We start from the raw sequence: 12691 nt of genomic DNA, 5'->3' as shown, positions 1-12691 counted from the left end.
TCGATCGACAGCCTTGGAGACCGGTACGGGCAACGACCGTTTATGTGTCGGGATGCTCCGGCAGGGCGAGCCAGTCCGACCAGGAGATCTCGCGGCCGAGGAAGCGCGGCTGCTGGAACGGCCAGTCGGCAGCGATCCACTGCGGCACCAGCATGTCGAGGGCCTGCTCGACCTTGCTGCCCACCAGCTCGTCCACCACCCACCAGGAGATCTCGCCGTCCGCACCGGCCCTCTGCGGCGGGTCGATGTAGACACAGCCGAGCAGAGCAGTCTCCGCCGCGTCGAACAGCGCGTAGTTGAATGACTGGTGTGCGGCGATCTCCTTCTCGTGCCGCAACAGGTCGGCTCTGTCGGCCTCGTAGGTCATGGTGGCCGCGGGCCAGCCCCAGGCCGGGCCGAAGATGGTCCACAGCCGCTCGCGCGAACCCATCACCGCCGGATAGTCGAGCGGGGTGTCCGCCTCCCGGATCGGCCGCAGGTGGTGACCACCGCCCGGCAGCGGTACCAGGACGGGGTGGACGAAGTATTCGGGAAGCCAGCTCATGGCGCCCGACCGTAGCAGCGCACGGCCGTGCGCTGCGCCGGATCATCCCCGCATACCGCCGGGCCTTGCTCTCGTCCCGGGCAGGGCATGCGAATCACCCGGTCGACACTCCGGACTATCGGCAAGGCCGATCGCGTCGGAGGGTGCCGCGCCGCATGATCGACGGGCAGCCGCGTCGCCGCGAACCGAGGAGAAGCCGATGCAGCACGAGCCGAACAGCGGGATCCGCCATCGCACCGTCGAGGCCCCGGCCGGGCGCCTTCACCTGGTCGAACAGGGCACCGGCCCGGTGGTCCTGCTCGTGCACGGCTTCCCCGAGTACTGGTACTCCTGGTGCCACCAGCTCCCGGCCCTGGCCGCGGCCGGCTACCGGGCGGTGGCGATCGACGTGTGTGGCTACGGCCGCTCCTCCAACAGGAACCCGGCCGCGCCGAGGCGGAGATCGAGCCCGACGTCAGGGGCTGGCTCGCGGGCTTCTACGCGGCCCTGTCCGCCGACACCATGCCCGCCCACGGCGAGCCCGACCCGCACTTCGTCACCCGCGGCGGCGGCCGGCTGCGCGACCGCTTCCCCACCGGGGTTCTCCCGGCCTGGCTGAGCCAGGACGACCTCGACGCCTACGCCGGGGAGTTCGAGCGCACCGGGATCACCGGAGCTCTCAACCGCTACCGCAACATGGACCGCGACTGGGAGGATTTCGCCCCGCACCGCGGAGCCGCGGTCAAGCAGCCGTCCCTGTTCGTCGGTGGCACCCTGGACGCCTCCACCACCTGGATGTCCGACGCCGTCGACGCCTACCCCACCACCCTCCCCGGCCTGTCGGCCTGCCACCTCCTGGACGGCTGCGGTCACTGGATCCAGCAGGAGCGCCCCGCCGAGGTCAACCGCCTGCCGACCGACTGGCTCGCCGGTCTCCGGAACTGAACCCGGCGATCCAGGGGCATCAGTCCGCGCACCGGCCCGGTACCCGATGTGCAGCGGCGCCTCAGCCGTGAGGGAGGGGGCGCGGCCGGCCGGCTGGAGCGGCGTACGGCGCCGGCTCCCTTCACGGGGACAGCAGGTCACCCAGGAGAACGGTCGGCTCCGGGGACGCCCGGGGCCGGCGGACCCGTCCCGGTCCCCCGCTACCGGCAGCAGTCGTTCACCGGTTGGAACAGTGTGCGCGGACGGCTGCGAAGCGAACGGTGCGGGAGTCGGGGCAGTGCCGGGGGCAGCCGATGCGGCCGAGGGCCCTGCGCGCGGGAGCGCTTGGGGCCGTGGCGGCCGGCTGCCCGGACACCGTCGTCGGGTACGAGCCCGCTGACCGTCCCCATACGCTTTCCACCTCGCCCGGCAGGCTGACCATGCGAGTGCGAGGCTTACTTGGATTCGACTCGTCCTACCGGGTCGGGGCCGGTCGTCAGTGCCTCGCACGCGTTCGCCCACGCAGAGGTGCCGGGGTGCAGCTGGGTACTGAGGTAGGCGGCGGTGAGCCGGGCGAGTGCGGCGACTCGCTCGGGGTTCTCGTCCGTGGTCTCGGCGGCGTCGTATCCGGCGATCCCGCCAAGTCCGTGCTCCGCGTCGAACAGGGTGAGCAGGGTCTTGGGGCCGGGGGCGAGGGTGTAGGGGTCGGCGTGCCAGTCCGGCCCCATGTCCGTGAAGTGCCGGGAGTCGTCCTTGTCGCCGGCGACGACCAGCGCGGGTGCGGTCATGGTGGAGAAGTCGACGGCCCCGATGATCGGCCACTGTTCGGCCATGGGCCCGTTGAGGACTTCGCCCCCTCTGCCGGGCGCGGCGAGCAGTACGCCTGTCTTGATCCGGGGCTCGACGAGGTGCACCGTGCTGCCGGTGTCCGGGTCGTTGAGCCCGGCGCCCAGCAGGAGTGCGGCGGTGAAGCCGCCGAGCGAGTGTCCGGCGACGGCGATCTTGGTGGGGTCGATCCGCCCCGCGAGCTGCGGCACGGTGCGCTCGATCACGTCGAGCCGGTCGAGGATGTGGGTCATGTCCTCGGCGCGGGAGCGCCAGAAGTCGGGTGCGCCGGGTGCGCCGGCGACCAGGTGGCTCAGTGTCCGGGAGGTGAGATGGGTGGGCTGGACGACGGCGAATCCGTGAGCGGCCCAGAAGTTGGCGAGCGGCGCGTAGCCGTTGAGCGAGGACAGGTTGTTCGAGGGGCCGTGACCGTGGGAGAGGAGGATGACGGGAAGCCCGGTTCCGGTCGCGGGTGCGGAGACGCGCACCTGGAGGTCCACGGGACGTCCGGGCACGGACAGGACCACGGGGCTGAAGGAGAGGACCGGGACGGACGCGGCCAGGGCGTCGGGGCTGGGGGCAGTGGATGTGCTCACGACGTGGGTTCCTTTCGGTGGCACATGTTCCCGTCGGCCTCCTGCGACCGGCGACGGACATGGCGGTCAGGAGCGGCCGTTTCCGCTAAGCTGAAACGGAACGCCGCTCCACTTAGTATTCGGAGCGCCGCTCCGTTTTGTCAATCGGCCTGGAAGGACCACATGTTGGCCACCGAGAGCCCGGCAGGGGATGCACCGTTGCGAGGCAAGCGAGCCGACGCCCAGCGCAACCGGCAGACGGTGCTCACCGCCGCCGCCGAAGTGTTCGTCACCTCCGGCGTCGATGCGCCGATCCGCCAGATCGCGGCACGGGCGGGCGTCGGAATGGCCACCATCTACCGCCACTTCCCGACCCGGGCGGATCTCGTCACAGCCGTCTACCGCCACCAGATCGAGGCCTGCGCCGAGGCCGGCCCGAACCTGCTGGCAAGTGCCGACTCCCCGTTCGAAGCACTGCGCCAGTGGATCGACCTCTTCGTCGACTTCCTGGTCACCAAACACGGACTCGCCGACGCCCTGCAGTCCGACGACGACCGCTTCGCCGCGCTGCACGCCCACTTCCTCGACCGCCTGCTGCCCGTCTGCACCCAACTGCTCGACGCCGCGGTCGAGTCCGGCGACATCAGGCCCGGCACGCAGCCGTACGAGCTGATGCGCGGCATCGGCAACCTCTGTGTCGGACGCGACAACGACCCCCGCTACGACCCCCGACGCCTGATCGCTCTCCTTCTCCAGGGACTTCAGCGACCTCATACGCCCTGACGCCGACGAGCGACGTCGCCACCCGGCCCCTCCACGACGTCCACGACGTCCACGCGAGCCGAGCAGCCGCCCTCAACAGCCGCCGACGCCGGTAGCCGGCAGCACCGTACGGTGATCCTGCCGTCGACGCTGGAGATCTGCGCGTGGTTCTTGTCGTGCCAGGACCCTTGCCCTCGACGGCGAGCGTCCAGCAGGACAAATCGGCCGCCGCGGGTGCGTCGAGCGGCGCCCACGGCAGCCAAGGCCGACGCTCCAGATGCGGTGATCACGAGCGTTGTTGACGCCGTCGGGCCGAAGGCGAACAAGGGCCGGCTGTACGACCCCGGGCAGCGAAGGGCCCGCCTGCGTCACGCGCCCTGCGTGATCGTCCGGGCAGGTCCTGGCCGACGAGGACGGACCAGCAGTCCGACAGCTGGTCCGCCGCGGGGCGCACGGCCAGACACTGCACGGAGTTGGTTGTAGGGCAGCTCACGGGTGCAGTGGCTCTCCCGAACACCTCGCGCACCTCCCCCACCAGGCGGGCGACGACACGCCAGGTCATCCAGTCCGGCCAGACGCCGGGCCTGCTGTGAGCGGAAGGGGCTCAGCGCAGCCGTCGGGCACGCAGCACCAGGTCGTCGGTATGGTGCGCTCCGGCCCCGCCTTCGGGTGCTACGCGAGGTCGCTGCTCGTTCACCTCCACCTTCCAGTCGTCGGTGAGCAGGTCGGCGACCATCGCGGGCCAGACGTAGTCCGCCGGGTCGAAGCCGCTGTCGTGCGCCTGCCGGGTGTCCATCCCCGCGTGGTGCACGAGCAGCAGTACGCCGCCGGGTGCGACTGCCGCGAGCAGCGCTCGCTCGGCTGCGGCCTCGGGGGTGCGCAGCAGTACTGGATACTGCGCGGAGACCAGCTCGAAGCAGGCCGGCGGGAGCGCCGCTTCCGTCAGCGCGGCGTGTACCCAGCGGATGGCGACACCTGCGTCCCGCGCGTGCCCGGCCGCCCGTTCCAGCGCCACACCCGAGACATCGAGGGCGGTCACGTCCCAGCCGCCGCGCGCGAGCCAGACGGCGTCCGCGCCCTCGCCGCAGCCGACGTCGAGCACCCGACCGGGCGTGAGCCCCGCGACCTCGGCCACTAGCGCACCATTGGGCCGGCCGCTCCACAGCTGTCGTCGGTCGGCGTACCGGTTGTCCCACTCTGCCCGCACCGCGGGATCTCCGAGATATCCGTCGCCAGGAAAACGGGTGTCAGATGCGGGCGATCCCGCTGTGATGTTGTCGGTCACCGGCCCAACGTCACTCACCGCGGTACGGTCACGCCACTCGTGTTGCCGTTCTGGCAAAACGGCGTCCGCTGGCATGACCGGATCACTCACGCGAGGCCGGTCCGTCACCGGTGCCCACCTCCCCACCCACGCCGCCGCTGTGTTCATGCGGCAGCAGGCGCGCGGCGACGCCACGGATACCGGACCCTCCCGACCACCAGCACCCGAGCAGCCCAAGCCCGCCCCGGCACAAGCACTGATCCCCTGTCCTGCGGTGGTCCGGCCCGCAACTGGCCCCGGCCCATCGGACGGTTCAAGACGCCGGCGCGGGAAGACGGCCCGACTCGGACGCCTCGCACAACAGAGGTCACGCCCGCGCCGGGTCCCTGGAATCTCTTCGATGAAGCAGACGCACCGTGACGATCATCCCCGAGGTTGCTATCCGTCCGGCGGTGCCGGAGTTCCTCGAACTGGATGTCACCGGCAAGTGGCAGCTCACCCGCGGGCTCGGCGCCGACCGGCCCCTGCCGCGCTGCCCGGAGTTCCGTGCGCTCAGGCGGTCGGCGCGGCTGCGCGCCTCGGCGTTGGGCGTGTCAGCAGCGTACGACGCTGCCCGCCGGGACTGCACGCGCCCTCGCTCCGGCGCACTGTCGGTTTGCGTTCCGTGTGAGGCGCAGCCGATGGCTCTAGAGGGGCCGGCGCCCGCAGATGGCGCCGCCGGGATCGTCGGCCAGGGCGATGCGGGCGGTGATGCGTTTGCCGACCGGCTCGCGCTGCACTTCGAAGCCCTGGGCGACGGCCATGACGATCTCCAGGCCGTGCTGGCCGACACGGCCGGCGTCCGCGGCGCGGGCGACCGGGAGGACCGGGTCGGTGTCCCACACGACAACCTCGACCGTTGCGCCGGTGATGCGAAGGTCCAGCAGCGCCGGCCCGGGGGCGTACTTGCGGGCGTTGGTGACCAGTTCGCTGACCACCAGCTGGGTCAGGTCCTTGGCACGCTGGGAGACGGGCAGGCCGTGCTCGGCCTGGGCCCGGGCGAGGAAGCCTGCGGCCAGGTGGCGGGCTTGAGCGATGTCCTCCCCGTCTCCGATCAGGGCCACGCTGATCTGTATCTCGGGCCTGTCCGGCGCCGCGCCGCCCGCCGCCGGGTTTGCTTCCATCACAACCGCCATTCGCTCCCCCTCAAGAGAATCTCCCCGCTCATACCCCCGCAGCTTCGGATCACGCCATGCCGTTTCTGTCGGATAGGCCACATACCGGCAGCGCCCTTACCATGCCCGACGGCACTACGCGCGAGGGGTCTGAGTGTGCCAGGATCATCGGCATGTCTGAGCCAGAGATGACGGGAATCGAACACGCCGGGCAGGCCGGTCAGCTCACGGTCGTGACCACCGTCACCGACGGCATCCGTGTGCTGACCCTGTCCGGAGAGATCGACCACGACACGTGCGACACGCTCCGCCATGCCTTGGACGCTGCCGGGACTCCCCGTCCCCGCGTCATAGTCGACATGCGCCAGGTCACCTTCATGGACTCAAGCGGCATCAACGTCTTCATCGCCGCACACCGCACCCTCGACGAAGCCGGCGGCTGGCTGCGCCTGGCCGCTGTCGACGAGTCCGTCATGCGGACCCTGAGCATCGTCGGCCTCGACGCCGTCATCGACTGCCGCGAAACCCTCAGTCAAGCCCTGACCAACTGAGGGAAGGTGACGATCTCGAGGTCGTTCGCCCGTCTGTCCTTACGGGTGCAGCAACTTGAGAACCGCAGGCGTCGTGGCGCTCTGGCAGGTCGACGTGACGATGGGGTCAGGAGTTGCGCGGGGACACCAGGCCGGATTCATAGGCAAGTACCACGAGCTGGGCGCGATCACGGGCGTGGAGCTTGGCCATGGCGCGGTTGACGTGGGTTTTGGCGGTCAACGGGCTGATGACCAGGCGGTGGGCGATCTCGTCGTTGGACAGGCCCTGTGCTGCCAGGGCGACCGCCTCGCGTTCGCGGCTGGTCAGCTCCTCCAGCCCGCTGCCGGCGCGGGTGAGGGGCGGCTGGGACACGTACCGGTCGATAAGCCTGCGGGTGATCACGGGCGCGAGCAGGGCGTCGCCGCGGGCGGCGACACGTACGGAGTGCAAAAGGTCTTCAGGCATGATGTCCTTGACCAGGAAACCGGCGGCGCCGGCTCGCAGCGCGTCGAAGACGTACTCGTCCATGCCGTAGTTGGTCAGCATGACGACGTGCACCCCGGCCAGGGACGGGTCCGCGGCGATGCGCCGGGTTGCTTCGATGCCGTTCATGACGGCCATCTGGATGTCGATGAGCGCAACGTCAGGCAGGTGCTGCCGGGCGAGCGCCAAGCCTTCTTGACCGTCGGCGGCCTCGGCCACCACCTCGATGTCGTCTTCGAGGTCGAGCAGCGCGCGGAACCCGCTGCGGATGAGCGGCTGGTCGTCGACCAGCAGGACACGGATCACAGGGCTCCGTTCGTGGGGAGTTCGGCCTGGACGGTGAAGCCGCCAGTGCTGCGCGGCTCGGTGCGCAGTTGGCCGCCCAGGGCCGTGACGCGTTCGCGCATGCCGAGCAGCCCGAGGCCGGGCGTCGGCGCCGGGTGCGGGGTGGCCTTTCCGTTGTCGTCGACGCGGATCGCGAGGGCGTCCTGCCGGTAGTCGATGAGCACCGCGGCGGTGGTCGCGGCGGCGTGCCGGGCGACGTTGGTGAGCGACTCCTGAACGATCCGGTAAGCGGTCCGGCCCACTGCGGCCGGCACGTCGTGCGGATGTCCCTCGACCGTCAACGTCGTCTCCAGGCCGGTGGTCTGAAAGCCTTTCACCAGTTTGGGGATGTGGTCCAGCCCGTGCGGCGGGGTGGTGTCGTCGTCGCGCAGCGCCTCAAGCGTCGCGCGCAGCTCCCGGCTCGCCTCCCGGCCGGCTTCCTGGATCGCCGACAGCGCCTCCGGCACCTGCTCGCCCCGCCGCCGGGCCACGTGGACGGCGACCTCGGACTGCACCTTGATGACCGAGATCTGGTGGGTGAGAGAGTCGTGCAGCTCCCGCGCGATGCGCAGCCGCTCCTCGTCGGCCCGGCGCCTGGCGGTCTCCTCGCGGGTGCGCTCGGCTTCGTCCGCCCGGCGTTCGGCCTGCCGCACCGCCTCTCCGGCGGCGAAGGCGGCGATCAGCCAGGCCATCTCCAGGGTGTTCCGGGCCTGCGCCACGACCTCGAGCGGGGGTCCGCTGTGGAAGATCAGGGCAGTGAGGTGGAGCACGGCCACCAGGGCCACGGAAGCGGCCAGCGCGACGGTGCGGTGCCCGGCACGTACTGCGCCGTAGACCGCGACCAGGTAGGAGACGGCGAGCACGTCGAACCCGGCCCCCAGGTAGCCCACCGCGGACAGCCCGGTGACGGCCAGGACCACGAGCGGTGCTCGGCGGCGCCCGACCAGCGCCAGCCCGCCGGCGGCCAGCAGTGCGCATCCGAGCAGCTCGCGGCCCCCGGCCGGGTGGGCACCGGACAGTCCGGTGCCAAGCAGCAGCGCCGCCACCCCTACGGCGATCACCCAGTCGGTGACCGCCGCCGGGACAGCCAACCGTCCATTGTCCATGGGTGCACCGTAGCCCGATGCGGCTGGGGGCGAGTCCGGCTCATGAACGAGCGGTCGTCTACCGCATGTGCGGTACTGGCGCGCCGCCTGCCGCATCCGCGGTATCCGGATGCCGCCGCGGCGGCAGTGAAGAGTTCCTGCGTCCGCCGGACGATCGGCACAGGGCCGTGCACGCGTGCTCAAGGCGCATCGAACCTCGCAATCACCGACGGAGAAGGCGGAGAGGGGCATGAGCACTTCAGCAGCGCTGAGGGTGGCAGTCGAGGGCGGGATCATCGGCGACGGGCAGACCGGGGCCAACCTGTCCTCCTTGGGGGCAGGGCTCCTCAGCCTGGCTGTCGGCTGGCCGGCTCCGGCCCGTGCCGGCGGCCGGGCCGACATCGGCAACGCACGCATCGAGGTTCGGCAGACAGGGGCGGGTGAAGGCGATCCCTCGTTGCCGGGCTTCCTCTCCCAGAGTTCGGTGGTCGGCAGCGCGGATGGCGTCTGCCAGTCCTCTGCGTCGGCCTCGGCGGGAAGCGCGATGCCCGCGCTTCCTCTGGCTTCGGGGATGCCGTCGCTGTCGGTGCCGATGCTCGGGGTGGCGTGCAGGGCGGCCTTGCTGATCACGCGGAGGAAGGCGTCGTCCAAGGCGGCGGTCGAACCGGGGCGACGTAGCAGGCTTGCAGTAGCGTTCCGGCATGACGTCGATACAGACCCTGTTTCCGCCGCGTCCGATACGCGGCGTACGGGTACTGCATCAGAAGCAGAACTGCGCGCCGCATTTCGCGGAGATCGAGGTCGATTTCGAGCCCGCAACCGAGGGCTTCGCCTTCGAGGTGGCGCCAGAGCTGACGGTGGACCACGAACCGGCTGAGGCCGTGCCCCGCTTCTTCGCGGCTGCCGCCGCCGGGATCGAGGAGCAGCTGAGTTTGCCCGAACACGGCGTCGTGATCGCCACTCGGGTGGTGCTGCGGCGCGCCCGCGTCGATTCCTTCGGCTCTCACGAACTGGCTTTCAAGATCGCTGGCTACCTTGCTGCCCGCAAGGCGCTTGAACGTGCCAGGTGCCCGCGCCTCTGAATGCCGCCCCTCGCTACGCGATAGCGGTTGCCTTCCGTCGGCCAGGGTCGTCTTCGCCGGTGTGCCCAGCGAGGCCGGCGACCAGGACGCTACCCGTGTCATCGCCATCAGCACCACGGGCCACGACCTGCGTCCGGTACTGAGAGCCACAGCGCACGGTCCTGTTGCTGCCGGAGCTTGTGGACCAGGACGAGCAGGTCCCGGCCCGGAGCGCACGATGCCCACCACCGCCACCCACCACCGCCACCCACTCCGCATCGTCGCCCTCCACGGGACCCACCTCCATGAAGCCGTCGGCGCCCCGGCCCGGATCGGCGCCTTCGGGTTCGGCCTCCGCAGCCACCTCACCCACCTCGGCCAAGCCGAGGCCGGACAGCTCGTGTACGAACACCACCAGGCCGCCTGCCTTCGCCTGGTTCGGCGCGGACGTTGCTGGGACAGGTTTGGCCTTGCTGGTCGATTGCGGCTCCCGGCTCACGTCTGTGGCGGCCCGTCAGCACCCGCTGGCCGCCGCCCCTGTCCACTCGGCGAAGTGGCACCCACGCCTGCTGCCACCGATCGTTCAGGAATCCGGTCACCCGGCCCGTTGGATTGTCTCCCCGGCCGGGGCGGGTACCGCGGGCAGGGGGGCGGTGCAGGAGGCGCAGCGTCGGGCCTGGGCCGGGACGGGGCTGAGGCACTCGGGGCAGTCCCGCTTGGGGGCTTGGACGTCGTGGTGGGGAGCGAGGCGCTCGTGCAGCTTGTTGATCGGGAGTACGACGAGGAAGTACAGGGCGCTGGCGAGGAGGAGGAAGCTGATCGCCGCGTTGACGAAGGTTCCGTAGGGGAATTTGGTGGCGCCCACTGTGAAGGTCTTGCGGGTCATGTCGCCGGTGGCACCGGTGGCCAGTCCCACGAGCGGGGTCAAGAAGGCGCTGACGAAGCCGTTGACGACGGCGGTGAACGCCGCTCCGATGACGATGCCGACCGCCAGGTCGACCACATTGCCGCGCAGGATGAAGCTGCGGAAACCCTTCACCTTTCACCCTTTCCAGCCCATGACGTCGACGGGCGGCACCCCGACCCTTCACCCCGGGTGCCCTACCACGTCTCACCCATTCCCGCTGGGCAGCGGCACCACGGCCGCCGTCGACTCGCCGAGGCTATGGTCGGTGCCGTCACCGGGTCCCTCACCGCGTCTTGCACCGCACAGAGCGACGCTGCCGGCCTCCACCGCCTGTGCGCCCCCGGCGGCTGCGACCGCAGGACGGCCGTCACCGCACTGGCAGCGGACGGCCGAGCAGAGCCAGTTGCCCCGGACCGGGACGGTCGTGGGCGCACCGGCTACATGTCCCCCGAACAGGTTCCAGAAGCGCGGCGGTTGACCGGGGCCGTCGACGTCTTCGCCCTCGCGTCCGTCGTCGCCTTCGCCGTGAGCGGGCGGCCGCCCTTCGGCGAGAAGTCCGGGCACGCAAACGCCCCCAGTGGCTGCGCCTACTGCCCCTGGCCGCCGATGTGCACCCGAACGCCTTCGGCCTCTCCTGCCTGCTGGCCGACAGACTCGGATGCCTGGGCGAACCTGCGCAACAGGGGCAGGCAGAAGGGTCACCGGCACCGCGACCGTGCAGGAAGCCATCACCCGGGCACACGCGCTCGACGCTGCACCCCACCCGCGCACCCCGCCGGCCGAGGCAGAAACCGCCTGATCCGCCCTCGCGGCTGCCGCTCTCCAGTACGGAGGCCGACTCGCCGACGAGCGGCGAAAAGACGGTTGGGCCGGGCGGCGAGGGTACCCGCAGCGCATGGCGAAGCTGCATCTCCCCGGACGAGAAGGCGACCACATGCAAAACCAGGCCGCGACGGCAGACGAGGCGGGACCGGATCCGGAGGTGGAGCGGCGTGCGCCGGATGCGCCCACGAAACTGCCCAAGGGGGCGTGGCGTGCGGTGCTCAAGGGCAGCCTGCGGGAGTTCAAGGACGACGAGCTGACCGATCGCGCGGCGGCGCTGACGTACTACGGCATCCTGGCTCTGTTCCCGGCGCTGCTCGCCGTGGTGTCCTTGCTGGGCCTGACCGGCAGGTCGACAACGGACAAGCTCCTGGACAACGTCGAACAGCTCGCCCCCGGCCCCGCCCGCGACATCCTCACCGACGCGGTGCAGCAGCTCCAGGGCAGCGCCGGCGTCGGCTCGCTCATGGCTGTGGTAGGCCTCGTCCTCGCGATCTGGTCGGCGTCCGGCTACGTGGCGGCGTTCATCCGCGCGGCGAACGCGGTCTACGACATGCCCGAGGGCCGCCCGGTGTGGAAGATCCTCCCCGTGCGGCTCGGTGTGACGATCACCCTGCTGGTGCTGGCCGTGGTCAGCGCGGTCATCGTGGTCTTCACCGGCGGCCTGGCCCGCCGGGCGGGCGACGCGCTCGGACTGGGGGACACGGCCCTGACGGTGTGGACCATCGCCAAGTGGCCCGTGCTCGTCGTCCTGGTCGTCATCATGATCGCGATCCTGTACTGGGCCAGCCCGAACGCGAAGGTGAAGGGCTTCAAGTGGATCACCCCGGGCAGCTTCCTTGCCTTGGTGCTCTGGCTGATCGCCTCCGCCGCGTTCGCGTTCTACGTCGCCAACTTCTCCTCGTACAACAAGACCTACGGCACCATGGCCGGCGTCATCGTCTTCCTGATCTGGCTGTGGATCAGTAACCTCGCCGTCCTGCTGGGCCTGGAGTTCGACGCGGAGGCCACCCGTCAACGGGCGATCGCCGGAGGACACCCGCCGCAGGCCGAGCCCTACACCCAGCCGCGCGACACCCGCACGTGGGACGAGGAAGACCGCCGCCGCCTGGACAACGACTGACGCACCGTTCCAGGTGCAAGCCGGTGATCCGGGGGCCGGCAGTGCGGGAAGCTGTCGGATCAAGCGCACGATGCCGACCGGATCATGGCCCAAGGGACGGCTTCCCGCATCCCGACCCAGGGTGGCGGAAGGGCTGTCGGCGGTCGAGGAGGCCGCAGAGGCACGAAGCCGGGTGCAGTGCGGCCGGGGTGATGGCGTGAAGGGGCGGCTGGCGCGGTCGCAGGGCGGCATCCGCGGACGTCGCCGCGTCGTGGTGGCGCAACTGGTGTCCAGCGGCGTACGCAAGCAGGCGACCGGGCGGCGTCGGCCGCCCGAGGAGTGGACTCCG

General features: G+C 70.7%; 11 protein-coding genes and 1 pseudogene. 5 read left to right on the top strand and 7 right to left on the bottom strand.

From position 1 onward, the window contains the following. Positions 1-40: 40 nt before the first annotated feature. A complete protein-coding gene (locus ACIGXJ_RS19490; protein ID WP_399646726.1) occupies positions 41-544 on the bottom strand; it encodes an N-acetyltransferase in 504 nt (167 codons plus the stop codon). A 199-nt stretch (positions 545-743) separates the two neighbouring features. Between ACIGXJ_RS19490 and ACIGXJ_RS19485 the strand changes: the two are divergent. Beyond that, a pseudogene (locus ACIGXJ_RS19485) lies at positions 744-1468 on the top strand (alpha/beta fold hydrolase). Between the two features lie 434 nt (positions 1469-1902). Here the strand turns inward: ACIGXJ_RS19485 and ACIGXJ_RS19480 are convergent. Beyond that, the gene (locus ACIGXJ_RS19480) at positions 1903-2868 is read right to left on the bottom strand and encodes an alpha/beta hydrolase family protein (protein WP_399646723.1); all 966 of its coding nucleotides are present in this window, start codon (positions 2866-2868) and stop codon (positions 1903-1905) included. Positions 2869-3030: 162 nt separating this feature from the next. Here ACIGXJ_RS19480 and ACIGXJ_RS19475 point away from each other — a divergent pair, with 162 nt between their 5' ends. Next, positions 3031-3630: a TetR/AcrR family transcriptional regulator gene (locus tag ACIGXJ_RS19475; RefSeq protein WP_399646720.1), complete on the top strand. Its 600-nt coding sequence runs from the start codon at positions 3031-3033 to the stop codon at positions 3628-3630. 583 nt (positions 3631-4213) lie between these two features. Here ACIGXJ_RS19475 and ACIGXJ_RS19470 read toward each other — a convergent pair. After that, positions 4214-4894 (bottom strand): class I SAM-dependent methyltransferase, encoded by a 681-nt coding sequence (locus ACIGXJ_RS19470; protein WP_399646717.1) that lies wholly within the window; start codon positions 4892-4894, stop codon positions 4214-4216. Between the two features lie 665 nt (positions 4895-5559). Then, the gene (locus ACIGXJ_RS19465; protein WP_399646980.1) at positions 5560-6036 is read right to left on the bottom strand and encodes an ATP-binding protein; all 477 of its coding nucleotides are present in this window, start codon (positions 6034-6036) and stop codon (positions 5560-5562) included. A gap of 164 nt (positions 6037-6200) precedes the next feature. Here ACIGXJ_RS19465 and ACIGXJ_RS19460 point away from each other — a divergent pair, with 164 nt between their 5' ends. Continuing rightward, positions 6201-6578 (top strand): STAS domain-containing protein, encoded by a 378-nt coding sequence (locus ACIGXJ_RS19460; RefSeq protein WP_399646714.1) that lies wholly within the window; start codon positions 6201-6203, stop codon positions 6576-6578. Between the two features lie 106 nt (positions 6579-6684). On the opposite strand, the gene ACIGXJ_RS19455 is transcribed toward ACIGXJ_RS19460, so the two are convergent. Continuing rightward, the gene (locus ACIGXJ_RS19455; RefSeq protein ID WP_399646711.1) at positions 6685-7347 is read right to left on the bottom strand and encodes a response regulator; all 663 of its coding nucleotides are present in this window, start codon (positions 7345-7347) and stop codon (positions 6685-6687) included. Then, positions 7344-8471 (bottom strand): sensor histidine kinase, encoded by a 1128-nt coding sequence (locus ACIGXJ_RS19450; protein WP_399646708.1) that lies wholly within the window; start codon positions 8469-8471, stop codon positions 7344-7346. Before ACIGXJ_RS19450 ends, ACIGXJ_RS19455 begins: the two co-directional genes overlap by 4 nt. A 680-nt stretch (positions 8472-9151) precedes the next feature. On the opposite strand from ACIGXJ_RS19450, the gene ACIGXJ_RS19445 reads away from it, so the two are divergent. Continuing rightward, complete coding sequence (locus ACIGXJ_RS19445; RefSeq protein WP_399646705.1) at positions 9152-9532, top strand: hypothetical protein; 381 nt, start codon at positions 9152-9154, stop codon at positions 9530-9532. Between the two features lie 574 nt (positions 9533-10106). Here ACIGXJ_RS19445 and mscL read toward each other — a convergent pair. Further along, positions 10107-10550, bottom strand: coding sequence for a large conductance mechanosensitive channel protein MscL (mscL, locus tag ACIGXJ_RS19440; RefSeq protein ID WP_399646702.1), 444 nt, complete (start codon positions 10548-10550; stop codon positions 10107-10109). Positions 10551-11352: 802 nt separating this feature from the next. Here mscL and ACIGXJ_RS19435 point away from each other — a divergent pair. Continuing rightward, complete coding sequence (locus ACIGXJ_RS19435; protein ID WP_399646699.1) at positions 11353-12363, top strand: YihY/virulence factor BrkB family protein; 1011 nt, start codon at positions 11353-11355, stop codon at positions 12361-12363. The last annotated feature ends 328 nt before the right edge of the window (positions 12364-12691 follow it).

It is taken from the genome of Streptomyces sp. NPDC053367 (assembly GCF_044545925.1).
Lineage (GTDB): Bacteria > Actinomycetota > Actinomycetes > Streptomycetales > Streptomycetaceae > Streptomyces.
This window is presented reverse-complemented; position numbering and strand designations above follow the sequence as displayed.

Excerpts from the sequence above, each read along its gene's own strand:
- ACIGXJ_RS19435 (WP_399646699.1), top strand. The coding sequence starts at position 11,353 with ATGCAAAACCAGGCCGCGACGGCAGACGAGGCGGGACCGGATCCGGAG.
- ACIGXJ_RS19490 (WP_399646726.1), bottom strand. The coding sequence starts at position 544 with ATGAGCTGGCTTCCCGAATACTTCGTCCACCCCGTCCTGGTACCGCTG.
- ACIGXJ_RS19465 (WP_399646980.1), bottom strand. The coding sequence starts at position 6,036 with ATGGAAGCAAACCCGGCGGCGGGCGGCGCGGCGCCGGACAGGCCCGAG.
- ACIGXJ_RS19475 (WP_399646720.1), top strand. The coding sequence starts at position 3,031 with ATGTTGGCCACCGAGAGCCCGGCAGGGGATGCACCGTTGCGAGGCAAG.
- ACIGXJ_RS19460 (WP_399646714.1), top strand. The coding sequence starts at position 6,201 with ATGTCTGAGCCAGAGATGACGGGAATCGAACACGCCGGGCAGGCCGGT.
- ACIGXJ_RS19445 (WP_399646705.1), top strand. The coding sequence starts at position 9,152 with ATGACGTCGATACAGACCCTGTTTCCGCCGCGTCCGATACGCGGCGTA.
- ACIGXJ_RS19450 (WP_399646708.1), bottom strand. The coding sequence starts at position 8,471 with ATGGACAATGGACGGTTGGCTGTCCCGGCGGCGGTCACCGACTGGGTG.